This window comes from Ottowia pentelensis (assembly GCF_964341695.1).
Map to the genome: position 1 here is coordinate 3984709 of NZ_OZ224513.1, position 22398 is coordinate 4007106.

Here is a 22398-nt window from a genome sequence, read left to right on the forward strand (position 1 = left end):
ATCGAGGGCTTGTCTTGCCTTGCCCCGCCTTCCACCGCCTCCGCCCCGCTCGCCATCTTGCGCGAGGTCTTCGGCTACGAGCACTTTCGCGGCCAGCAGGCCGCTATCGTCGATCACGTCACGGCCGGCGGCGACGCGCTGGTGCTGATGCCCACCGGCGGCGGCAAGTCGCTGTGCTATCAGATCCCGGCCCTCGCGCGCCAGCGGGCCGGGTGCGGCGTCACGCTGGTCATCTCGCCGCTGATCGCGCTGATGCACGACCAGGTGGGCGCGCTGCACGAGGCCGGCGTGGCGGCGGCCTTTCTCAACTCCACGCTGGACTGGGAGCAGGCCGAGGACGTCGAGCGGCGCCTGCTGGCCGGCCAGCTGACGCTGCTGTACGCCGCGCCCGAGCGCGTGGCCACGCCGCGCTTCCTGGGTCTGCTGGACACGCTGCACGCACACGGCCAGCTCGGCCTGTTCGCCATCGACGAGGCGCATTGCGTGAGCCAGTGGGGGCACGACTTTCGGCCCGAATACCGCCAGCTGACGGTGCTGCACGAGCGCTGGCCCGACGTGCCGCGCATCGCGCTGACGGCCACGGCCGACGCCGTCACGCGCGCCGACATCGTCGAGCGCCTGCAGCTGCAGGCCGCGCGGCCCTTCGTCAGCAGCTTCGACCGGCCCAACATCGCCTACACCATCGTCGACAAGAAGGACCCGACGCGCCAGCTGCTGCAGTTCATCGAGGACGAGCACCCGGGCGAGGCCGGCATCGTGTATTGCCAGTCGCGCAAGCGCGTGGACGAGCTGGCCGCCACGCTGTGCACCCACGGGCTGGACGCGCTGCCCTACCACGCCGGCCTGCCGGCCGACGAGCGCCGCCAGAACCAGGACCGCTTTCTGCGCGAGGACGGCGTGGTGATGGTGGCCACCATCGCCTTCGGCATGGGCATCGACAAGCCCGACGTGCGCTTTGTCGCCCACGTGGACTTGCCCAAGAACATCGAGGGCTATTACCAGGAGACGGGCCGCGCCGGGCGCGACGGGCTGCCGGCCGATGCCTGGATGGCCTATGGCCTGCAGGACGTGGTCAATCAGCGCCGCATGATCGATGACAGCCCCGCCGGCGACGAGTTCAAGCAGGTGATGCGCGGCAAGCTGGACGCCCTGCTGGCGCTGGCCGAAGCCACCGACTGCCGGCGCGAGCGCCTGCTGGCCTATTTTGGCGAGCGCATGGCCGACGCTTCTGATTCGATAGCTGATGGCGCTTATCTGGCGCGCGCCGAAGGCCTGTTCGACCCTAAATCCACACGCCCGCGCTATCGCCCCGGCTTTTGTGGCCACTGCGACAACTGCCTGCACCCGCCCGCGGTGTGGGACGCCACCGACTGCGCGCGCAAGCTGCTGTCCACCGTCTACCGCGTGCACGAGATGAGCGGCATCGGCTTCGGCGCCGGCCACCTGATGGACATCCTGCGCGGCAAGTCCAGCGACAAGGTGCGCCAGTTCGGCCACGACCAGATCAGCACCTTCGGCCTGGGCGCCGAATTCAGCGAGGCCGACTTGCGCGGCGTGCTGCGCCAGCTGATCGCCGTCGGCGCGCTGCGCGTGGACGCCGAGCGCTTCAACACCGTGCAGCTGCTGCCCGGCGCGCGCCCCATCCTGCGCGGCGAGCAGCCGGTGCGCCTGCGCGCCGTCGCGGCCAAATCGGGCCCCAGCCGGCGCACCAAAAGCGCCAGACGCTCTCAAAAACGCAGCAAACAAGACGCCGCTGCCGCCGAGCTGGACGCGGCCGCCCAGGCGCGCTTTGCCGCCCTCAAGGCCTGGCGCGGCGAAGTGGCGCGCGAGCACAAGCTGCCCGCCTACGTGATCTTCCACGACGCCACCCTGGCCGCCATCGCCGCGCGCGCACCGGGCTCGATGGCCGATCTCGAAGGCGTCAGCGGCATTGGCGCGACCAAGCTGGAGCGCTACGGCGAGCAGGTGCTGCGGGTGTGCCAGTCGGCGCCCTGAGCATCGCCCGATCCGGCGCGCTCTGAGAGCGCCGCGCCTGCGCAATCCGTCACGCTGGCGCGCACTGGGGCGATTTGCCACGCCGCCGCGCCGCAAAAGCGTGAAGGACGGCACAGACGGGCGGGTCGGCCTTCACCACAATCGCCTCCTGTCCGCGCGCTCGTCCGCGCCAGCCCTTGAAAGAACACCATGACCACCGCCTCAGCGCCCCCCTCGCCCAGCCTGCTGGCCCGCGTGGCCGCGGCCCTTGCGGCCTGGCTGCCCGCGCGGCGCGCCCGCCTGGCCCGGCCGGGTGCCGCAGCCGGCGCCAGCGCGCAGTGGACGCAACTGGCCCAGCTGGCCACGCGCTTTTTCGACGTCCGCGGCCTGGCGCCCGAAGACCCGGCCCAGCCCTGGGCCGAGGCGGGCAACCGCCTGCTGCGCAAGGGCCCGCGCCGCTACCTGGTGCATGCCGCCCATTGGCAGGCGGCGCGCGTGGACGCGGCGACCGTGCAGGCCGTCCTGCGCGCCGTGGCCCAGCAGCGCGCCACGGCCGGCATCGTGCTGTGCGCGCGCGACGTGTTCACCCCGGCGGCACGCGCGCTGGCGCGCGAAAACGCCATCCTGCTGCTGGAGCCCGGCCAGCTGCGCCCGCTGCCGCCGCCGCGCGAGGGCGCCGCGCCCGTGGCACCCGTGGTGCCTGCCCCGGCCGTGAACGCGCCGCGCGCCGCGCCGGCCGCCGTCGCCGCCGCCGCAGCGCCCCGGCCGCTGCCCGCCGCACCGCGCCGGCCCGTCCTGCGGCCCGACGACGAAGTGCGCGGCCGACGCGACTTCATGCCGACCGTGCCTTTCACGCCCGACGCGGCGGCCGCACCCGGCGGCGCCTGCTGAGCGCGACAGCGACGGCGCACCGGTACGCACGCTCGCCGGCCCGTGGGCCGAGCGACGTGACCCAAAATGGGTAAATAGGGTATATTGCCCTCATTGGGTCTTCTGGAGCTTGACATGACCGCCGCCCTGGCCGCATCCCCGCCCGCCGTGCAAAGCCTGCCGCGCACCCCCGCGTCCGACGTCAAGAAGCTGGGCTGGCGCGGCGTCATGCGCACCGTCGGGCGCGAGGGCCGCGTGCTGGTCACCAACCACGACCAGCCCGAGGCCGTCATCCTGTCCACCGACGAATACCAGCGCCTGGTGCAGGCCGCCGAAAGCGCCCAGGCGCGCCAGCAGGACGCGCTGCAGGCGCTGCGCCAGCGCTTCGACGAGCGCCTGACCGCGCTGGCCGCCGACGACGCCGGCGCCCGCCTGCGCGCGGCCTTCGCCCAGCCGGCCACGCTGGACGGGCAGGTGTTGGCGGGCCAGACGCATTGACCGGCCCTGGTTTGCTGCGTTATTGATAGCTGCTCGCGCTTGTCCAGCAAGCGATACACCCCGATTTGGCTTGAATGCCCCGCCCCGTGCTCTACGTGCTGGCCGGCGTCAACGGCGCCGGCAAAAGCTCGGTCGGCGGCCATCTGCTGACGCGCGCCGGCCTGCCCTGGTTCAACCCCGACAGCTTTGCCCGTGAGTTGGTGGACGCCACCGGCTGCGCACAGGCCGCCGCCAACGCCGCCGCCTGGACCGAGGGCATGCGCCGGCTGGACGAAGCCGTCGCGCACCGGCGCAGCTTCGCCTTCGAAACCACCCTGGGCGGGCGCAGCGTGCCGGCGCGGCTGCGGGCGGCCAGCCGCACGCACGAGGTGCTGGTGTGGTTTTGCGGCCTGGCGTCGCCCGAGCTGCACCTGGCGCGCGTGCGCCAGCGCGTGGCCGCCGGCGGCCACGACATCCCCGAAGCCAAGGTGCGCGAGCGCTGGCACGCCGCCATCGCCAACCTGATCGCCCTGCTGCCGCAGCTGGCCGAGGTGCGTCTGTTCGACAACAGCGCCAGCGTGGCGCCCGGCCAGCCCGTGCCCGACCCGCGGCCGGTGGCCGTCATTCAAAAGGGCTGGCTGGCGTGGCCGGCGGCCGACGACGCCGCCCGGCTGGCCCGTACGCCCGACTGGGCCAAGCCGGTGCTGGAGGCGGCGCTGGCGGGGTGATGGATGCGACCACCGCCGGGCCAGTCAAGCACAAAAAAGCCCGCTACGTTCGGGCGGGCTCGGCGCTCAAAATGGCGCGTCTCAGTGCATGCGGCCGCGGCGCATAAACACCATCAGACCCAGCAGCAAGCTCAGGCCCAGCAGCGCCAGGTTGCCCAGGGTCGGCACGGGGGCCACGGTGGCCGGCGGCGGCACCACGACCTCGGGGCCGGCCCAGAGGCTCGAGGGCGGAATGTCCACAGCACCACCATCCCTATACACCGCCGAGTTGTCGGCCGCCCAGCTGCCCGGCCCGGTGACGGTGTAGTTGAACCGGTAGAAGCCGTTGTAGCTCGGGTCGCTTGTCTGGTCGTTCTGGAAAATACCGGTGAGCGTGCCGGTCATGCCGGTGGGCATGGCGTTGGTCTCGTACCAGTTGGTGGTGGTATTCAGTGTGGCCGGACTGGCGAAATTGGCGCTGAGGTTGAGGTTGAATTCGACGAATGCACCTCTCGAAATAGCCGCTGCGCCGCTGGCCGGCGCCGGCCAGAGGCGGCCAGCGTCTAAGGAGTCGCCGTTGCCGCCGGCCACCGCCAGCTGGAACTGGGTGTAGCCCGGCTGCCAGCCGCCAGTGACGGTGGGCGCGGCGCTTTGCAGGTAGTACTGGATGAAGCCGTCGTTGGTGTTGTTCGGGTTGCCCCAGCCGTCGCCGCTGGCCGGGGTCATGGTGAAGTACCAGGCGGTACTCAGATAGGTCAAGTCGGTGCCATATGCGGCCGGCGCCGAACTGGTCACGCTCAGGTTGCCGTCGCGTGCGTTGGGGCGCGTCGAGCGCGGGCCATTGGTGGCCGTGGCAATGGTGTAAGGGCCGCCCGTCGGATTGGTCTGGTTTTGCGCATCGGCCAGCGTGGCGTAGCGGGTGACGCTGCCGCTGTAGGTGAAGTTGTCGAAGCTGGCGCTCAGCGGGACGGCCTGGGCCAGGCTGGCGGCGGTCAGCGCTGCGGCAGCCAGGCCGATACGAAATGCAGATTGATGCAACATGAAGTTCCTCCTGTGAAAACTGGCCCGGCGGCGGTGACAGCCGGACTTTGGCCGTGGCGACGCAACCGCTCCATGGCCACGACTTGAGCCTTGACCTTTTGAGCCTACCCCACATGTATCCAATTGGATCAATTTCCCCCCCCATCTGAATGGTTTATTTGTCTCGTATGCGAGACAAAATAAATGGGGTCAGATGAACATTTTTGCCAAGCTTGAATGGAATTGGGGTCGGATCAACGCCTCGTGCCGACTGCGGCGGCGCGGTGAGCACTGTGGCCGTGGCAAGCGCGGCTCGGTCAGCGCCGCTCCGGCGCCAGCCGGTCGAGCCGCAGGCGGTCGCGGCCGTCGGTCACGCGCGACACGGCCCAGTGGCTGACGGCGATGGCGCCCAGGCCGGCGCCGCCGGCCAGCAGCAACAGCATCAGGATCTGGTACTTGGCGGCCTCGAAGGGCGCCAGGCCGGCCAGGATCTGGCCCGTCATCATCCCGGGCAGGGTGATGATGCCGGCGGCCGACATCTGGTTGATGATCGGGATCAGCCCGCCGCGCAGCGCCGCGCGCTGCACGCCGCCCAGCGCCTGGCGCCGCGTGGCGCCCAGGGCCAGGCGCGCCTCGATGGCGGGGCGCTCGCGCACCACGCTGGCGGTGAAGGCGTTGAGGGTGACGCTGACGCCGTTCATCACCTGGCCCAGCACCATGCCCAGCAGGGGGATCAGCACCTGCGGTGACCACCACGGCCGCTGCGCCAGCAGCGACACGCCCAGCCCGGCCGCCAGCAGCGTGGCCAGCGTGGCCACCCCCGCGCCCAGGCCCCAGCCCCACCAGCCGGTCAGGCGCCGCTGCTGGCGGGCCCAGATCTCGCGCCCGGCGGCGGCCAGCATCAGCGCGGCGACGGCCGCCACCAGCCAGGGCGACTGCGCGGCAAACACCCACTTCAGCACCAGGCCGACCAGCAGCAGCTGCACCACGGTGCGCAGCGCCGCCACCAGCAGCGCGCGCGCCATGCCCAGCCCGAGCGCCAGCGACAGGCCGGCATCGAGCAGGACCAGCAGCGCGGCCGCCGCCAGCATCAGGGGCGTGATGGGGGGCGCGCTCACGGGTGCCCCTCCGCTGTCTGCTCCTGCAACTGCCCGCGCTCGATGACGAAGCGCCGCCGCGCCAGGCGCCGCGCCTGTTCGATGTCGTGCGTGACCAGCAGGATGGTGCCGCCGGCGTCCAGCCGCTGGCGCAGCATCTGCTCGACCCGCGCCCGCGCGGCGGGGTCGAGCCCGGAGGTCGGCTCGTCCAGCAGCAGCACGCGCGTGTGCGGCCGCAGCGCGCGCAGCAGCGCCAGGCGCTGGCGCTCGCCGGTGGAGCAGCGCACCACCGGCGCCTGCGCCAGCGCGGCGTCCAACCCCAGCGTGGGCAGCAACGCCGGCAGGTTGGCGTCGGGCGCGAAATGCTCGGCCACCGTCTCGGCCCACCAGCCGGATTCGGCCGGCACATAGGTCACCTGGCGGCGCCAGGCCGGCGCCGGCATGGCGCTGCAGGGCTGGCCGTCCAGCAGCGCCTCGCCCGCGCGCGGATCGAGGTCGGCCACCATGCGCAGCAGCACGCTCTTGCCGGCGCCCGAGGCGCCCATCACCGACACGCATTCGCCGGCCTCGACGCGCAGATCGACCGGGCCGATGTGCAGGCGATGCAGGGCGCGCAGTTCGAGCATGGCGGCGGATGATAGCGGCGCGCCAAGCTTGCGCGTCAGTGTTTGAAACCCGACTCGCGTTGCGCCCGCAGCGCCAGTACGAAGGCGGTGTCAATCTCGGCCAGGTATCGGTACAGCGCGATGTAGCCCCGGCTGTCTTGTCCAATGACCAGTTCCCGCTGGCCGCCGGCAACGGGGCGACCGATCAAGGGACTGTGCGTCAACACCTGGATGGCATCGAGAATTTCTTGCAATCGCCCGGAAACGTCGGCAACTTCAATGCGCATCATGTGCTCGAAGAAGCGATCGAAGTCATCCAGGACCTCGGGCGCCAGTTCGATGCGCGTCATCGTCAGCGCGCCGGCACGCGAGCCTTGGGTTTTCGCGGCGCCTGACCCGCGGCGCGGGATTGCAGATAAGCCCTGGCCTCATCCCAGGGCACCGACCGCCCGGATTGCTTCAGGGCGGCCCAGCGCTCGTTCGCCAAGCGGTGCAGCGCGGCCTCGTCCTCGGCACGCTCGACCGCGTCCGACAGGGTTTCCAGAATGAGCGCGTGCGGCGTCTTGCCTGCCCGCTCGGCCACGGTCGCGATGCGTGCCTTCAGCTGGTCGTCGATGCGGATGGTGGTGGTCGGCATGGCCGTGGACGTGCTGGGTGATTGTGAGTCCAAAGACAATAGCACATTTGCGCTACAAACGCGTCTATTGCACAAACCCCATCCCCCGCTGCTCGCGCACCTCGGGCTTGATGCGGTGCTCGGCCTCCAGCTGGTCGAGGAACTCGTCGGGCGCGAACTCGGTGGCCAGGATGTCGACCTGGCGCTTGACGGCGGCGAAGTCGCCGGGGCACAGTTGCTCCAGTTTCGATAGCCGCCGGCGCACGTCCGGCGTCATCAAGTCGGCTTTTCCGCTCAAGGCCTCGGTGACGAACATGCGCTCGCGCTGCTCGGCCGTGAGCGGCTTGAACTTGATCTTGAAGGTGAAGCGGCGCAGCGCCGCCTGGTCGATGCGGTCGAGCAGGTTGGTGGTGCAGATGAAGACGCCGTCGTGGCGCTCCATCTGCTGCAGCATCTCGTTGACCTCGGTCACCTCGTAGCTGCGCTGCGCGCCACGGCGGTCCAGCAAAAAGCTGTCGGCCTCGTCCAGCAGCAGCACGGCCTTCTCGTCGGTGGCCTCGCGGAACATCGCGGCCATGTTCTGCTCGGTTTCGCCGACGAACTTGCTGACCAGATCGCTGGCCTGCTTGACGATCAGCGGCTTGCCCAGCTCTTGCGCGATGTATTCGCCCAGCGCCGTCTTGCCGGTGCCGGGCGCGCCGTAAAAGCACAGCGCGCCGTGGCCGCGCGCCTTCAGGGCCTCGACGATGCGCGGGATCTCGAAGCGGCTTTCGACGTTGAGCATGCCCAGGTCGTAGGTGGTCACGCTGCGCCGGCCGCGCTTGGCGGCCTCGTCGGGCGTGCGGCCCAGCGCGGCGTCGGAGTTCTTCAGCTGCCGCTCGATCAGCGCCTCGAAGGCCTCGCCGCCGCGCTCGTCGCCGGAGTGGGCCAGCTCGGCAAAGCGCACCGCCGTGCGGATCTGTGCCGGCGTCAGGCCCTTGCGCTCGGTCAGGCGCGCCAGCAGGCCCTCGCTGACGGCGGCGCCGTCGAGCGCGCGGCGCACCAGCTGCTCGCGCGCGCCGGGCGGCGGCGACTTCAACTCCAGGTGATAGGCAAAGCGGCGCCGAAACGCCGGATCGATCTGCTCGATGCTGTTGGTGACCCAGATGGTGGGCACGGGGTTGGATTCGAGGATCTGGTTGACCCAGGCCTTGCCGTTGACGCTGTGGCCGACGGCGCTTTGCATGGCCTGCTGCTCGGCGCGCGCCATCAGGCCGGCGGCGTCGACGCTGATGGGCGGAAACACGTCCTCCACCTCGTCGAACAGCAGCGCCGCCTCCTGCGAGCCCTTGAGGAACACCTGCGCGATCTGCATCGAGCGGTAGCGGTCGCGCCCCGACAGGCTGTTGCCGTCGCGGTCGGCGTATTCGACCTCGAACAGCGCCAGCCCGGCCTCGCGCGCCACCACCTTGGCCAGCTCGGTCTTGCCGGTGCCGGGCGGGCCGTACAGCAGCACGTTGACGCCCTGCGCGTGCGTGGCCTGCGCCTTGCGCAGCAGGTTGACCAGGACCGGCACGTCCTCGCCGACGAAATCGAAGTCGGCCAGCTTGAGGTCGCTGGCGGTGGCCGGGCGGGTAAAGACGGCCATCAACTCGGCGCGGTCGCGGTACTCGCGCATCAGCACCGGCGGCAGCTTTTCGCTCACCTTCATCAGGTCGGCCAGGTCGGTGATGCTGTGCTCGGAAATCAGGTTCTCGACCAGGCCGATGCGCTCCAGCCGGCCGCCGGCGCGCAGCGCCTCGCCCACCTCGGCGGCGCTCACGCCGGCCAGCTCGGCAATGGCGGCATAGGCCTCGGGCGCGTTGTTGACCTTGAACTCGACCAGCAGGCTGCGCAGGTCGCGCTGGTAGCGCGCCAGGGTGCCATACAGCAGCAGCGCGCGCTCGGCCTTGTTCAGTTGCAACAAATTCGATAGCGAATCGATGTTTTTCTCGACCAGGGTCGAGTGCTTCTTGAGCGCGTGCCGGAGCCACTGGCCGGTGGCGGCCAGCAGGGCCAGCAGGTCCTTGGGCGCGTCCTTGGCGTATTCGTCCAGATAAAAGAACAGCGTGCCTTCCTCGTACGGGCCGCGCCACAGGCCGTGGCGCTCCAGAAACTCGGCGTCCGTCAGGCGCTCGTGGCCGCGCCACAGCTCGTTGTCCTTGCAGCGGCGCGCCAGAAACTCGCGCAGGCGCGCCAGCACCGCGGGCGGCCAGATCAGGTGGCGGCCGGCCAGCGACATCAGGCCGTTGATGTCGCGGCGCACGTTGAACTTGCCGCCGGGCTGCGCGGCCAGCGTCAGCACGAAGTGCGAGCACATCAGGTCGAGCACGGGCGCGCTGGCCAGCCCGGGGGATGCCAGCATGCCCGACTTGTCCTGCACCACAACCGACCGTTTGACCATGTCAGTCTCCCGCCTGAAATTCGCGCCCCGACCGCGGGCGCACAAGCTTCACCATAACGCAAATCCGGCCGATGCAAGCATGGTGTCGGCCCGCAAGCGCTCCGCTGTGGCTTGCATCGCACACGCCCCCCGTGGGGGAATGCCCTCAATGCGCAAGGCGGTCTTGCGGTTGACGGGTGGAAAAGGGCCCGCCATGATTGGCCGCGACCCATCCCAAAACCAGGCAAGGAGGCCGTGAATGGATCGTTTGAGACCGCTGTGGGACGCGTTGCAAGGCGCATTGGGGGCCAACCTGGCCCAGTTGCTGGGCGCGCTGGTGATCGTCATCGTCGGCTGGTTCATCGCCGCGCTGGTCAAGGCCGGGGTGCGCAAGGGGCTGGGCGCGCTGCGCATCAACGCGCGCTTTGCCGGCAGCACCGGGCAAAAGGCCGACATCGAGGGCGTGGTGGCGCTGGCGCTGTTCTGGGTGGTGATCCTGCTGACGCTGGGGGCCATGTTCAACGCGCTCAACCTGCCGGCGGTGTCGGGCTCGTTCTCGGCGCTGACCACGCAGCTGTTCGAATACGCGCCGCGCGTGCTGGGCGCGGCGCTGCTGGCGCTGCTGGCCTGGCTGGTGGCCACCGCCGTGCGCGGGCTGACGCAGAAGGTGCTGGATCGCACCACGCTGGACGAGAAGCTGTCCGAGCACGCCAACATCTCGCCGATCAGCGAAAGCCTGTCGGGCGCGCTGTTCTGGCTGGTGGTGCTGCTGTTCGTGCCGGCCATCCTGGGCGCGCTGCAGATGGAGGGGCTGCTGGCGCCGCTGCGCGACATGACGACCAAGGCGCTGGACATCCTGCCCAACGTGGTGGCGGCGCTGGTGATCGGCGGCGTGGGCTGGGTGGTGGCGATGGTGCTGCGCAACCTGGTGAGCAACCTGCTGCGCTCGGTCGGCGCCGACCAGGTGGGCGCCAAGGCCGGACTGGCCGAGACGGTGCAGATCTCCAGCCTGGCGGGCCTGCTGGTGTTCATCGTGGTCTTCGTGCCGGCGCTGATCGCGGCGCTGGACGCGCTCAAGATCAACGCCATCTCGCAGCCCGCCACCGAGATGCTGGCGCTGCTGCTGGATGCCGTGCCGCGCATCGTCGGCGCCGGCCTGATCCTGGTGGTGACCTGGATGGTGGCCTCGTTTGCCTCGCGCCTGCTGGCCAACCTGCTGGCCAGCGTGGGGCTGGACACGCTGCCGGCGCGGCTGGACCTGCAGCACGCCTTTCGCAGCACCGCGCCGTCCACCCTGGTGGGGCGCATCGCGCTGGTGTTCGCCATGCTGTTCGCCACCGTCGAGGCCGGCAACCAGCTGGGCTTTGCGCGCTTTTCCGACGTCATCACCACCTTCATCGAGTTTGCCGGCGACGTGCTGCTGGGCTCGGTGATCCTGATCATCGGCTTCATGCTGGCCAACCTGGCCTACGCCGCCATCGTGCGCACCAACAGCGCCAACGTGGTGCTGGCGCGCGTGGCGCGGCTGGCCATCCTGGGCATCGTGCTGGCCATGGGCCTGCGCGCCATGGGCATTGCCGACGACATCGTCAACCTGGCCTTCGGCCTGACGCTGGGCGCCGTGGCGGTGGCTGTGGCGCTGGCCTTCGGCCTGGGCGGGCGCGAGGCGGCGGGCCGCCTGGCCTCGCGCTGGGCCGACCGGCTGTGCCGCGAGGCCGAGCCGGACGCGGCCCTGGACGCCCTGGCCGACCCCGCGCCGCCCGCCCAAGAGCCGCCCGCCGCCGGGCCCCAGGCCTGATGTCGGCGTCAGCGATGGATATCGCCACCCTGCAGCGCGCGCTGGCCGAGCTGTTCGCCCCCTGGGTGCAGGCGCTCGACCTGCGGGTGGAGGCGGCCGACGCCGACGGCGTGCGCCTGCGCCTGCCGCTCACGCCCGCGCTGGTGCGCCAGGGCGAGGTGCTGTGCGGCCAGGCCATGATGGCCGCCGCCAACACCGCCATGGTGCTGGCGCTGATGCAGCACTTCGGCGCGTTTCGCCCCTGCACCACGGTGCAGTTGAACAGCAGCTTCCTGCGCCCGCTGTCGCAGCAGGACGCCACGGTGCACGCCCGCGTGCTGCGCGCCGGCAAGGCCCTGGCCTTCGGCGAGATCGACATCGCCGGCCACCGCGACGGCAAGAGCGTGTGCCGCGCCAGCACCACCTACGCCTTGCTGTGAGGGCGAGCCCGGCCGGCACGTGGCCGGCGTTCGGCCGACGCCGGTAAAATCAGCCCTTCAACCCCATCCAGACCAACACGAGGCGCCGCCATGTCCGCACCCGCGAACACCGACCACGAACCCATCGACCCGATCGAGCAGGCCACCCACAAGATTCCATGGGCGATCCCCCTGTTCGGCGCCGTGACGATCTTTCTGCTGGCCATGATCGCCGTCACCATGGCCTGATCTTCCAAGCGTTTTTGCCTTGCAGCGCCCGTCCATCGGGCGCCAATAGCTATATAAATCATAGTATTCGGCAGGTCTGGCCCCGTCGGCCTTCATCCCGGCGACGCTCCCCCGAGTCCTCTTTCCCAAGGCTTGCGCGCCTTCGGAAAGACGATTTTCATTTCAGGAGCCTTGCGATGAACGCACCCGTTGAAGCCGGCCAGATGCAGCTGAACACCCCGGACTACGTCAAGAACCCCCAGCTGATCGACTGGGTCGCCCGCATGGCGGCGCTGTGCAAGCCCGAGCGCATCCATTGGTGCGACGGCAGCCCCGCCGAATACGAGCGCCTGTGCCAGCAGCTGGTGGATGCCGGCACCTTCAAGCGCCTGAACCCGGCCAAGCGCCCGGGCTCCTACCTGGCCTGCTCCGACCCGTCGGACGTGGCGCGGGTCGAAGACCGCACCTTCATCTGCTCCGAGCAGCAAGGCGACGCCGGCCCCACCAACAACTGGCTGGCGCCGGCCGAAATGCGCGCCACCCTGCAGCCGCTGTTCGACGGCTGCATGCGCGGGCGCACGATGTACGTCATCCCGTTCAGCATGGGCCCGCTGGGCAGCCCGATCGCGCACATCGGCGTCGAGCTGTCGGACAGCGCCTACGTCGCCGTCAACATGAAGCTGATGACGCGCATGGGCAAGGGCGCGGTCGAGGTGCTGGGCACCGACGGCGAATTCGTGCCCTGCATGCACACCGTGGGCGCGCCGCTGGCCGCCGGCCAGAAGGATGAAACCGCCTGGCCTTGCAACCCGACCACCAAGTACATCGTGCACTACCCCGAGACGCGCGAGATCTGGTCCTACGGATCGGGCTACGGCGGCAACGCGCTGCTGGGCAAGAAATGCTTCGCGCTGCGCATCGCCTCCACCATGGGCCGCGACCAGGGCTGGCTGGCCGAGCACATGCTGATCCTGGGCGTGACCAACCCCGAAGGCAAGAAGTACCACGTGGCCGCCGCCTTCCCCAGTGCCTGCGGCAAGACCAACTTCTCGATGCTGGTGCCGCCCGCGGGCTTCGACGGCTGGAAGGTGAGCACCATCGGCGACGACATCGCCTGGATCAAGCCCGACGCCGCCGGCCGCCTGCGCGCCATCAACCCCGAGGCGGGCTACTTCGGCGTGGCGCCGGGCACCAACCTGCACACCAACCCCAACTGCATGCACAGCCTGGACCGTGACGTGATTTTCACCAACGTCGCGCTGACCGACGACGGCGACGTGTGGTGGGAAGGCATGGAAAAGGACCACGGCGGCCAGCTGCCGGCGCACCTGATCGACTGGAAGGGCCAGGACTGGACGCCCGAGGACGGCAAGGCCGGCCGCAAGGCGGCGCACCCGAACGCGCGCTTCACCGTGGCGGCCACCAACAACCCGGCTCTCGATGCGGCCTGGGACGACCCGGCGGGCGTGCCCATCGACGCCTTCATCGTCGGCGGGCGCCGCTCCACCACGGTGCCGCTGATCACCGAGGCGCGCGACTGGACCGAGGGCGTTTACATGGGTGCCACCATGGGCAGCGAGACCACGGCGGCCGCCTTTGGCGCGCAGGGCGTGGTGCGGCGCGACCCCTTCGCCATGCTGCCCTTCTGCGGCTACAACATGGCCGACTACTTCGGCCACTGGCTCAAGCTGGGCGCGGCGCTGCAGGCGCGCGGCGCCCGCCTGCCGGCCATCTACTGCGTCAACTGGTTCCGCAAGGACGCCGAGGGCCAGTTCGTCTGGCCGGGCTACGGCGAGAACATGCGCGTGCTCAGCTGGATCATCGACCGCATCGAAGGCCGCGCCGCCGGCCAGGCCACGGCCTTCGGCGTGACGCCGCGCTATGACGAGCTCAACTGGCAGGGCCTGGCCTTCACGCCGGCGCAGTTCACGACCGTCACGCACCTCGATGGCGCCGCCTGGCGCGACGAATTCAAGCTGCACGACGAGCTGTTCGCCCGCCTGGCCGATCGCCTGCCCCAGGCGCTCGCCGACACGCGCCGCGCGCTCGAGCAGCGCTTTGCCACCGCGGGCTGAGCCCGCCCCGCCCAAACAAAAGCCGCCCGCAGGCGGCTGGGTCACGTCAGGCGCGGCGGCCGGTCAGTCGTTCTGCCACTCGGCCCGGTCCTGCGCCACCTGCAGTTCGCGCAGCACGCGCGGATCGTTCATAGCCAGCGCGCGCAGCTCGGCTTCGGCCTTGGCCAGTGCCCGACGCTGGCGCAGCGCCAGCCACCAGGCACGCAGGCCGGACAAGTGCGGGGATTGCGGCGCGACGCCGCGATCCACCGGCGCCGCCAGGCCGCCGGCGGCTTGCGCCGACCACTGGCCGGCGCGGGCCTGGTCACGGAACCAGTGTTCGACGCGCGCGGTGCCGATCTCGGCCGTCGCGGCCCGTTCGGCCGCCTGCGGCTGCAGCGCCGGCTTGGCGGGCTTGAACCAATGGTCGATGCGGGCGGTGCCCACGCGCGGCGCCCGCGCGGCGGCGGGGGCGAAGGATAGGGTGGTGGCAGTCATGATGTTTTGTCCTGATGATGAGATCCGATGACGACAGATGAAGGCCGGTTCAGGGCACGACGCTCAGATAAACCATGGCGGCGCTGCGCAATTCCTCGGCGCGCTGCGGGTCACGCCCGGCGCAACCCTCGGCGCGCTCCAGCAGCGTGCTGGCGAGTCCGACGCGGCGCTGGGCCAGGTCGTGGCTGTCCATGACCAAGGTCTTCAGGTACTGGATCAACTTGTTTTGCATGTCATTGCGCGAACCGGGTTCCGGTTGGCGCCCTCGATAATTGGCTTTTGGCCGACATCAGGGATTATACCTAGATTCTAGGGTTAACCCTAGTATCGACCCTCTAATCCCGGCGCTGCCGCCGCCCGTGACACACTGGGGCCTGGCCCCCTCGTCCCGTCGATGAAAATCCAACTGCTGTCCGACCTGCACCTGGAGCAGAACCCCGACTTCCAGCCCCAGCCGGCGCCCGACGCCAACCTGCTGGTGCTGGCGGGTGACATCGGCTCCTACCAGCGCGGCTCCCGGCTGGCGGCGCGCGGCGACGGCGACTTCGGGCTGGCGCGCTTTTCGCCCCTGCCGCGCGGCGCCGGCTGGCCGGTGCCGGTGCTCTACGTGCCGGGCAACCACGAATACGACGGCCTGGACGTGGACGCCACCCACGCCCGCCTGCGCGCGAGCTGCGAGCGGCTGGGCATTCACTGGCTGGAGCGCGAGCAGTGGCTGTGGCAGGGCGTGCGCCTGCTGGGCACCACGCTGTGGAGCGACTTCGAGGCGCTGGTGCCGCAGGGGCCGGCGGTGCGGCCCGAGCAGCAAACGCTGGCGCGCGACAAGGCCTTTCGCGCCGCCAACCATTACCTGCGCCACGCCGGCGCCCTGCGGCACGGCCGCGTGTGGCTGGCCGAGGCCATCCGCGAGCAGGCGCTGGCCTGCCAGGCCTGGCTGCGCGCGGCCCTGGCCCAGCCCTTCGACGGCCCCACGGTGGTGATCACCCACTTCGCGCCCAGCCTGCGCAGCAAGGACCCGCGCTACGGCCTGACGCCTGGCACGGCCGGCTTTTGCAACGCGCTGGACGCGCTGTTCGAGCAGGCCGACCTGTGGCTGCACGGCCACCTGCACTGCGCGCACGACTACCAGGCCGGCCGCTGCCGGGTGGTGGCCAACCCGCTGGGCTATGCCGACAAGGGCGAGCAGGTGGGGTTCCGGCCCACGCTCAGCATCCCGGTGCCCGGTACCGGCCCTTGATGCCCGTCAATCGACCCTGATCGGAGTCGGGTTAAAGTCGGGCCGATCCCACCCGCCCCTTCACGAGGACCCACATGAGAATCCTGTTGGCCGTCGACGGCAGTGCCTACACCAAGAAGATGCTGGCCTATCTGGCCGCCCACCCCGAGTTCCTGGTCGACGTGAGCTCCATCACGGTCCTGAACGTGCGGCCGGCCCTGCCGCCGCGGGCGCGCGCCGCGCTGGACAAGGAGGTGGTGGACAGCTACCACGCCGACGAGGCCGCCAAGGTGCTCGACCCGGTGGTCAAGTTCCTGGCGCGCCAGAACCTCAAGCCCAAGACGGCCTGGAAGGTCGGCCCGGCCGGCGAAACCATCGCCAAGTTCGCCGAGACCGGCAAGTTCGACCTGCTCATCATGGGCTCGCACGGCCAGGGCGCCCTGAGCAACCTGGTGATGGGCTCGGTGGCCACTCAGGTGCTGGCGCGCTGCAAGGTGCCGGTGCTGCTGGTGCGCTGAGGTTTTGCACCGCACACACTGCCCGGGTTATCCAAACAAACAGGGCTGAAGCCGGCGTCCGACAAGCGCAGTCAGCTATCTTATTGATAGTTTGACTCAATGCCAGTGGGCCGGCTGCGTCCCGCGCAGGAAGTCCAGCAAGGCCCGATCGAAGGCGTCGGGCGCCTCCAAGTGCGGCCAGTGGCCGACGCCGGGCAGCTCGACCAATGAACTGCCGCGGATGGCCGCCGCCATCGCGCGCAGCACCGCCGGCGGCGTGACGGGGTCGTGCTCACCCGCCACCAGCAGGGTCGGCACGCCGATGTGTGCCAGCGCGGCGCGACGATCGAAGTCCTGCATGGCGGCCAGCGCACGCCGCCACGTGGCCGCGCGCACCTGAGCTTGGCAGTAGCGCGCCAGCTGCAGGCCCTCGGGCAGGGCCTGCGGGCCGCTCAGGCGCGCCACCAGCTCCTGCGCGATGCGCTCCGGGTCGGTGCCGGCGGCCAAGGCCTCCTGGCACTGGGCGATGTGGCGGGCGTAGGCGTCGTCCGGCTCGAGCGCCGCTGCGGTGGCCGCCAGCACCAGGCGGCCCACGCGGTCGGGCCGGCGCAGCGCCACTTCCTGGGCCAGCAGGCCGCCCATGCCCTGGCCCACCACGGCGGCCGCGCCACGGGCGGGGGCCAGCGCCTCGATCAGCGCGATCCAGCGCTCGGCCAGGCCCTTGAAGGTGTAGGGCTCGATCGGCGGGCTGTAGCCGTAGCCGGGCATGTCCCAGGCGACGGCGCGCCAGCCCAGGCTGGCCAGGGTCTCGACCTGCGGCGCGAAGGAGCGAAAGCCGCCGCCCGAGCCGTGCAGCAGCAACACCAGCGGGCCCGAACCCAGCGAACTGAAGGTCGGCAAAGGCATGCGGCCATGGTACGCCAGCACGCCACGTCTGCGCGATGGCGACCCGCTTGCTATCATGGCTGCAGCCCATGTCACCGCCCACCGCAGCCGTCGCGACCCGTCTTTCGCCCACCACGTTTCGCGCCGCGCTGGGCATGTTCGCCACCGGCGTGACGGTGGTCACGGCGCGCGCCGCCAACGGCCAGCTGGTGGGGCTGACGGCCAATTCCTTCAACTCGGTTTCGCTCGATCCGCCGCTGGTGCTGTGGAGCCTGAGCGGGCGCTCGGCCTCGCTGGCGGTTTTGCGCGCCGGCACGCACTACGCCATCAACGTGCTGGCCGCCGACCAGCTGGAGGTGGCGCAGCGCTTTGCCGCGCCGATGCGTGACCGCTGGGCCGGCGTGGCCTGGCAGCCCGGGCAGGCCGGCGCGCCGCTGATCGAGGGCGCGGCAGCGCGCTTCGAGTGCTTCAACCGCAGCCGCTATGTCGAGGGCGACCACGTGATCTTCGTCGGCCAGGTCGAACACTGCGACCACCGCGCCGGCGCCGCGCCGCTGCTGTTTCACGGCGGGCGCTACTACACCGAGCACGAAGTGCGCGGGCGCCCGAGCGGACCCTGAGCATGGAGCGCCGCGAACACCTGGACGGGCGCGCCAGCGCCATCCTGCTGGCCTGCTGCCTGTTCTGGGGCCTTCAGCAGGTGCTGGTCAAGGCCACGCTGCCCGAGCTGCCGGCGGTGTTCCAGGCCGGCGTGCGCTTCGTCGGCGCCACGCTCATCCTGTGGGGCTGGTGTCGCTGGCGCGGCGTGGCGCTGTTCGAGCGCGACGGCACGCTGTGGCCCGGCCTGCTGGTGGGGCTGCTGTTTGCCGGTGAATTCGCCGCCATGTACCTGGGCCTGCAATACACCACGGCCTCGCGCCTGACGACGTTCCTGTACACCTCGCCGTTCTGGGTCGCGCTGCTGCTGCCGCTGTTCGTGCCGGCCGAGCGCCTGCGCGGGCTGCAATGGCTGGGCCTGGCCTGCGCCTTCGCGGCGGTGGCCTTTGCGCTGCGCGAGGGTTTTTTGCACCCCGAGCCGGGCGTGAGCGCCCGCGGCGACCTGCTGGCCCTGCTGGCCGGCGCCCTGTGGGGGCTGACCACGGTGACCATCCGCGCGACCGCGGTGGCGCGCGTGGTGGCCGAAAAGGCGCTGTTCTACCAGGTCGCCGTCAGCGCCGTCACGCTGCCGCTGCTGTCGCTGGCACTGGGCGAGACCTGGGTGTGGCGCTGGAGCGCGTTCGCCACCGGCTCGCTGGCGCTGCAAACGCTGGTGGGCGCGTTTGCCAGTTACCTGGCCTGGATGTGGCTGCTGGTGCACTACCCGGCCACCAAGATCTCGGCCTTCGTGTTTCTCACCCCGATCTTCGCGCTGGTCTTCGGCGCCCTGTGGCTGCGCGAGCCGATCACGCCCAGCCTGGTGCTGGCGCTGGCGCTGGTGGCGGCGGGCATCGTGCTGGTCAACCGGCGGCCGGCGGCGGCGCGCGCCTGATTGCGCACCCGCTTGCAATGACGGCGCGCCGCCCCCATGCTTTGAACTTGAGGCAAGCTGCCGGAAAGGCCGTCGGACGATGGAATTCAAGGACTACTACGACATTCTGGGCGTGACCAAGTCGGCCAGCGCCGACGCGGTCAAGAAGGCCTATCGCAAGCTGGCGCGCCAGTACCACCCCGACGTGAGCAAGGCCGCCGACGCCGACAAGCGCATGGCCGAGGTCAACGAGGCCTATGCCGTGCTGGGCGACGCCGAAAAGCGCGCCGCCTACGACACCGTGGGTGCGCAGGCCTGGGCGCAGGGCGCGCGCTCGGGCGACGACGTGCGCCCGCCGCCGGGCTGGAACGCGGGCTACGAATACACCGACGGCGGGCCGGCCGGCGCCGGCGCGCACTTCAGCGGCAACGAGGCCGAGTTCAGCGAATTCTTCGAGCAGATGTTCGGCCACGCCGCGCGCGGGGGCGCGCGCGCGCGCAACCAGGGCGGAGCCCACACGGCGATGCGCGGCGAGGACCAGCACGCGCGCATCGAGCTGGCGCTGATCGACGCCTACCGCGGCGCCGAGCGCCAGCTCGGCCTGCGCAGCGCGCGGCTGGACGCGGGCGGCCAGGTGGTGCCCGAGGAGCGCACGCTGCAGGTCAAGATCCCCAAGGGCGTCAAGGAGGGTCAGCTGATCCGCCTGGCGGGCCAGGGCAGCCCCGGCTTCAACGACGGCGCCGCTGGCGATTTGCTGCTGGAGGTGCACTTCGCGCCCGACGCGCGCTGGCAGATCGACGGGCGCGACGTCACCCAGCGGCTGCGCGTGACGCCCTGGGAGGCGGCGCTGGGCGCCCAGGTGCCGGTCACCACGCCCGAGGGCACGGCGGTGGAGGTGACGGTGCCGGCCGGCTCGGGCACCGGACGCAAGCTGCGCCTGAAAGGGCGCGGCATTCCGGCCGCCGGCGCCAGCCAGGCGGCGGGCGATCTGTATCTGCTGCTGGAGACGGCGGTGCCCGGCGCCGTCACCCCCGAGCAGAAGGCGGCTTGGCAGGCGCTGGCCAAGGCCTATCCCGGCTTCGACCCGCGCGCCGCCTGATGTCCCTGGAGACGACCGACATGACCGCTTCTTCGACCATCACCGTCCCCGCCGAGCTGATCGAGCTGCTGGACGACGCCCTGAGCCTGCGCGAGCTGGCGCAGTGCTGCCGCGTCACGCCCGAGTGGGTGCTCACCCACGTGGAGGCCGGCGTGCTGACGCCCCAGCAGGGCCAAGCCGCAGCCGACTGGCGCTTTGCCAGCACCACCCTGGTGCGCGCGCGCCGCATCGTGCAGCTGGAGCAGACCTACGACGCCGACCCGCAACTGGCCGCCCTGGCCGCCGACCTGATGGAAGAAGTGGCACGGCTGCGGCGCCAGCTGAGCGATGTATAGGTCGAATCGACCTGTAGCGCCCGCCAATCAAGCGCGAACAGCTATCGAATAGTTAGCATTCCCCAACGCGACCTCACCACGCGTTGCCCACGCTGATGCCCCAGCCACCACCGTGCCGATGGTGGCCCCAGCCACCGCCGACGGACAGGCTCAGCCCGACCGGGGCGACGAACACTGGCACGACCGGCCGCACGACGACCGGCGTGCCCACAGGCTGCGTGTAGGGCGCGTAGGGGCCTGCGGCATAGGCGGGCGGATAGGCCGCCGGCGGATAGGCCGGTGGGTACGACGGAGGCGCCGTCACCACGCCTCGGGGTGGTTCGGCCGGCAGCGGATAGGCCGCCACCGGCGGCGGCGCCACCGGGTAGCTCTGCACCGCGCCGCCGTCCCAGGCCGCGTCGGGCGGCTGCTGGCCATAGCCGCTGGCCACGGGCACCTGAATCCACGCCCCCGGCGCCTGCGCCATCTGCGTTCGATAGACGCGCCCATCCATCTCATAGCGCACGTCGTAGCCCGTCACCCGCTGCTGGTAGGCCGTGCGGCAGCGGTCGTAGCCGGCCTGCTGCGCCTCGACCGCGTTGCCGAAGAAGGCGCCGCCCAGGGTGCCGAGGATGGCGCCGGCGATCTGGCCCGAACCCTGGCCGATCTGGCTGCCTACCAGGCCGCCCACCAGCGCCCCCACCGCCGCGCCGCCGCCCGTGGGCTGGCCATAGGTCGGCGCGCACTGGGTGACCGGCACCGATTCGACCAGGGGCGTGGCCGACAGCACACGGGCATTGGCCATCTGCTGCGCCCAGGCGCCCGGTGCGGCCAGGGTCAGCAGGCCCGCCGCCAGCGCCGTCATCGAAAAGCGTTTCATGGTCTTGTCCTTTCGTGCGCAGGCCCATGCGAAGCCCGCGCACCTTCTTTCAACGAAGCGGCCCGAGCCCGCGCGGACGGGCTTTACCGGGGCGATACACGCCATCCATGACAAAGTGCAAGCTAGGCTTGGTACGAGGTGAGCACCACGTCGGCGGCCTGCGCGCGCAGCGGCAGCAGCGCCTGATACGCGTCGGAGCGAAACCATTGCTCGGCCGTGGCCACGTCGGCAAAGCGGATCACCACGATGTCGGTGTGGGGCATCTGGCCTGAAAACACCGCCACGTTCTGGCCGCGAAACACCAGTTCGGCACCCCAAGGTGCCAGCGTGGCCGGCACGCGGGCCTGATACTGCTGCCACTTGTCGGCGTCCTTGACGGTGATGTGGCCCACCACATAGGCTTGACTCACGGGCTTTCCTTTCGACGGCAATGGCTGGATGCGCCACCCTTGGGCCTCACTGTGTCACGAAAGAAGCCTGAGCGGGCAACAAAGGAAATTGAGGGCCACCGCCGCGCACCGTACCGGGCGATAGCCGTCGCGCCTTGAGGCAGCGCGTCGAGCCGCGACGTTCAAGTCCGCAGCGGCAGCGCGGCCCCGATGAGCACGAAGATACCACCGCACACACGGTTGAAGCGTTTCCCGACCCGCGCCAGCCAAGGGCTGATGCGGTGCGCCGCGCTGGCCAGGGCGAACTCGGTGGCGAACTCGGTGGCAGCGAAGGTCCCCGCCATCACCACGAACTGCAGCAGCAGGCTGTGCTGCGCGTCGATGAACTGCGGCAGAAAGGCGGTGAAGAACAGCAGGGCCTTGGGGTTGGTGGCCGCCGACAACGCGCCCTGCCGAAACAGCGTTCCGCCACGGGCCTGCACCGGGGCGGCGGCCTCGGCCACCGCCACCGGCGGCGAGCGCCACACCTGAATGCCCAGCCACATCAAATAGAGGCCGCCCACCCACTTCAGCACCGCCAGCCACGTCACCGACGAGCGAATCAGCGCCCCGATGCCGAACATCGACAGCGCGATCACAGCCACGAATCCCAGCACGCCACCCGCGATGGTGAACAAGGTCTTGCGCCGGCCGTGCATGGCGCCGTGCGTCAGCGCCAGCAGGCCGTTCGGTCCGGGCGAAAGCGACAAGCCGATGGAGGCCAGCAGGTAAATGAGCCACGTGTCCCATGCCATGTGAAAGCCTCGCAGAGAGGATTAAACCTCGTCACTGTACTGCGATCGCCCAACTCATCTGGCGCTGAACGCCA

26 protein-coding genes are annotated in these 22398 nt (G+C 70.5%); 14 read left to right on the forward strand and 12 right to left on the reverse strand.

Going from position 1 to position 22398, the window contains the following annotated elements; all coding sequences use genetic code 11:
• Positions 1-9 precede the first annotated feature (9 nt).
• The 4 genes from ACWHMB_RS19420 to ACWHMB_RS19435 all read left to right on the forward strand — a co-directional run bounded on the left by ACWHMB_RS19420 (position 10) and on the right by ACWHMB_RS19435 (position 4049).
• The gene (locus ACWHMB_RS19420; RefSeq protein WP_377483460.1) at positions 10-1995 is read left to right on the forward strand and encodes a RecQ family ATP-dependent DNA helicase; all 1986 of its coding nucleotides are present in this window, start codon (positions 10-12) and stop codon (positions 1993-1995) included.
• Between the two features lie 189 nt (positions 1996-2184).
• Positions 2185-2865, forward strand: coding sequence for a restriction endonuclease (locus ACWHMB_RS19425; protein ID WP_377483463.1), 681 nt, complete (start codon positions 2185-2187; stop codon positions 2863-2865).
• Positions 2866-2979: 114 nt separating this feature from the next.
• The gene (locus tag ACWHMB_RS19430) at positions 2980-3342 is read left to right on the forward strand and encodes a type II toxin-antitoxin system prevent-host-death family antitoxin (protein ID WP_293221443.1); all 363 of its coding nucleotides are present in this window, start codon (positions 2980-2982) and stop codon (positions 3340-3342) included.
• Between the two features lie 74 nt (positions 3343-3416).
• Complete coding sequence (locus ACWHMB_RS19435) at positions 3417-4049, forward strand: AAA family ATPase (protein ID WP_377483466.1); 633 nt, start codon at positions 3417-3419, stop codon at positions 4047-4049.
• 81 nt (positions 4050-4130) lie between these two features.
• On the opposite strand, the gene ACWHMB_RS19440 is transcribed toward ACWHMB_RS19435, so the two are convergent.
• The 6 genes from ACWHMB_RS19440 to ACWHMB_RS19465 all read right to left on the reverse strand — a co-directional run bounded on the left by ACWHMB_RS19440 (position 4131) and on the right by ACWHMB_RS19465 (position 9788).
• Positions 4131-5069 carry an IPTL-CTERM sorting domain-containing protein gene (locus ACWHMB_RS19440; RefSeq protein WP_377483468.1) on the reverse strand — a complete coding sequence of 313 codons (939 nt, stop codon included), beginning with the start codon at positions 5067-5069 and terminating at the stop codon, positions 4131-4133.
• A 296-nt stretch (positions 5070-5365) separates the two neighbouring features.
• The gene (locus ACWHMB_RS19445) at positions 5366-6166 is read right to left on the reverse strand and encodes an ABC transporter permease (protein WP_293221449.1); all 801 of its coding nucleotides are present in this window, start codon (positions 6164-6166) and stop codon (positions 5366-5368) included.
• Positions 6163-6771, reverse strand: coding sequence for an ABC transporter ATP-binding protein (locus ACWHMB_RS19450; RefSeq protein WP_447648686.1), 609 nt, complete (start codon positions 6769-6771; stop codon positions 6163-6165). Before ACWHMB_RS19450 ends, ACWHMB_RS19445 begins: the two co-directional genes overlap by 4 nt.
• A gap of 35 nt (positions 6772-6806) precedes the next feature.
• Positions 6807-7100 carry a type II toxin-antitoxin system RelE/ParE family toxin gene (locus tag ACWHMB_RS19455; RefSeq protein ID WP_293221453.1) on the reverse strand — a complete coding sequence of 98 codons (294 nt, stop codon included), beginning with the start codon at positions 7098-7100 and terminating at the stop codon, positions 6807-6809.
• 2 nt (positions 7101-7102) lie between these two features.
• Positions 7103-7387: a CopG family transcriptional regulator gene (locus tag ACWHMB_RS19460; RefSeq protein WP_293221455.1), complete on the reverse strand. Its 285-nt coding sequence runs from the start codon at positions 7385-7387 to the stop codon at positions 7103-7105.
• A gap of 64 nt (positions 7388-7451) precedes the next feature.
• Positions 7452-9788, reverse strand: coding sequence for an ATP-binding protein (locus ACWHMB_RS19465; protein WP_377483471.1), 2337 nt, complete (start codon positions 9786-9788; stop codon positions 7452-7454).
• A 238-nt stretch (positions 9789-10026) separates the two neighbouring features.
• Between ACWHMB_RS19465 and ACWHMB_RS19470 the strand changes: the two genes are divergently transcribed.
• The 4 genes from ACWHMB_RS19470 (at position 10027) to ACWHMB_RS19485 (ending at position 14266) form a co-directional block, all read left to right on the forward strand.
• A complete protein-coding gene (locus tag ACWHMB_RS19470) occupies positions 10027-11565 on the forward strand; it encodes a mechanosensitive ion channel (RefSeq protein ID WP_377483474.1) in 1539 nt (512 codons plus the stop codon).
• Between the two features lie 14 nt (positions 11566-11579).
• On the forward strand, positions 11580-11984 hold the full coding sequence (locus ACWHMB_RS19475; protein WP_447648687.1) for a PaaI family thioesterase: 405 nt from the start codon (positions 11580-11582) through the stop codon (positions 11982-11984).
• Between the two features lie 90 nt (positions 11985-12074).
• Complete coding sequence (locus tag ACWHMB_RS19480; protein ID WP_293222059.1) at positions 12075-12212, forward strand: hypothetical protein; 138 nt, start codon at positions 12075-12077, stop codon at positions 12210-12212.
• A gap of 176 nt (positions 12213-12388) precedes the next feature.
• A complete protein-coding gene (locus tag ACWHMB_RS19485; protein WP_377483478.1) occupies positions 12389-14266 on the forward strand; it encodes a phosphoenolpyruvate carboxykinase (GTP) in 1878 nt (625 codons plus the stop codon).
• A 63-nt stretch (positions 14267-14329) separates the two neighbouring features.
• Here ACWHMB_RS19485 and ACWHMB_RS19490 read toward each other — a convergent pair whose 3' ends face one another.
• Both ACWHMB_RS19490 and ACWHMB_RS19495 read right to left on the reverse strand, forming a co-directional pair.
• Positions 14330-14743 carry a hypothetical protein gene (locus tag ACWHMB_RS19490; RefSeq protein WP_293222595.1) on the reverse strand — a complete coding sequence of 138 codons (414 nt, stop codon included), beginning with the start codon at positions 14741-14743 and terminating at the stop codon, positions 14330-14332.
• Between the two features lie 49 nt (positions 14744-14792).
• Positions 14793-14975: a hypothetical protein gene (locus ACWHMB_RS19495; RefSeq protein WP_293222593.1), complete on the reverse strand. Its 183-nt coding sequence runs from the start codon at positions 14973-14975 to the stop codon at positions 14793-14795.
• A 162-nt stretch (positions 14976-15137) separates the two neighbouring features.
• Between ACWHMB_RS19495 and ACWHMB_RS19500 the strand changes: the two genes are divergently transcribed.
• Together ACWHMB_RS19500 and ACWHMB_RS19505 are read left to right on the forward strand one after the other, a co-directional pair.
• Complete coding sequence (locus ACWHMB_RS19500) at positions 15138-15980, forward strand: metallophosphoesterase (RefSeq protein WP_447648688.1); 843 nt, start codon at positions 15138-15140, stop codon at positions 15978-15980.
• 74 nt (positions 15981-16054) lie between these two features.
• Positions 16055-16477 carry a universal stress protein gene (locus ACWHMB_RS19505; protein ID WP_293222589.1) on the forward strand — a complete coding sequence of 141 codons (423 nt, stop codon included), beginning with the start codon at positions 16055-16057 and terminating at the stop codon, positions 16475-16477.
• 96 nt (positions 16478-16573) lie between these two features.
• Here the strand turns inward: ACWHMB_RS19505 and ACWHMB_RS19510 are convergent, their stop codons facing one another.
• Positions 16574-17362 carry an alpha/beta fold hydrolase gene (locus ACWHMB_RS19510; RefSeq protein WP_377483482.1) on the reverse strand — a complete coding sequence of 263 codons (789 nt, stop codon included), beginning with the start codon at positions 17360-17362 and terminating at the stop codon, positions 16574-16576.
• Between the two features lie 68 nt (positions 17363-17430).
• On the opposite strand from ACWHMB_RS19510, the gene ACWHMB_RS19515 reads away from it, so the two are divergent.
• The 4 genes from ACWHMB_RS19515 to ACWHMB_RS19530 all read left to right on the forward strand — a co-directional run bounded on the left by ACWHMB_RS19515 (position 17431) and on the right by ACWHMB_RS19530 (position 20282).
• Entirely contained in the window at positions 17431-17961 is a 531-nt protein-coding gene (locus ACWHMB_RS19515; RefSeq protein ID WP_293222585.1) for a flavin reductase family protein, read from the forward strand.
• A gap of 2 nt (positions 17962-17963) precedes the next feature.
• Positions 17964-18869 (forward strand): DMT family transporter, encoded by a 906-nt coding sequence (locus ACWHMB_RS19520; protein ID WP_377483484.1) that lies wholly within the window; start codon positions 17964-17966, stop codon positions 18867-18869.
• A 79-nt stretch (positions 18870-18948) separates the two neighbouring features.
• Entirely contained in the window at positions 18949-19947 is a 999-nt protein-coding gene (locus tag ACWHMB_RS19525; protein WP_377483487.1) for a DnaJ C-terminal domain-containing protein, read from the forward strand.
• 20 nt (positions 19948-19967) lie between these two features.
• A complete protein-coding gene (locus ACWHMB_RS19530; RefSeq protein ID WP_293222579.1) occupies positions 19968-20282 on the forward strand; it encodes a chaperone modulator CbpM in 315 nt (104 codons plus the stop codon).
• 73 nt (positions 20283-20355) lie between these two features.
• On the opposite strand, the gene ACWHMB_RS19535 is transcribed toward ACWHMB_RS19530, so the two are convergent.
• The 3 genes from ACWHMB_RS19535 to ACWHMB_RS19545 form a co-directional block, all read right to left on the reverse strand.
• Positions 20356-21141 carry a glycine zipper 2TM domain-containing protein gene (locus ACWHMB_RS19535; protein ID WP_293222577.1) on the reverse strand — a complete coding sequence of 262 codons (786 nt, stop codon included), beginning with the start codon at positions 21139-21141 and terminating at the stop codon, positions 20356-20358.
• Positions 21142-21263: 122 nt separating this feature from the next.
• A complete protein-coding gene (locus tag ACWHMB_RS19540; RefSeq protein WP_377483489.1) occupies positions 21264-21551 on the reverse strand; it encodes a DUF1330 domain-containing protein in 288 nt (95 codons plus the stop codon).
• Between the two features lie 161 nt (positions 21552-21712).
• Positions 21713-22324, reverse strand: a complete 612-nt coding sequence (locus tag ACWHMB_RS19545; protein WP_293222573.1) for a LysE family translocator — start codon at positions 22322-22324, stop codon at positions 21713-21715.
• Positions 22325-22398 lie beyond the last annotated feature (74 nt).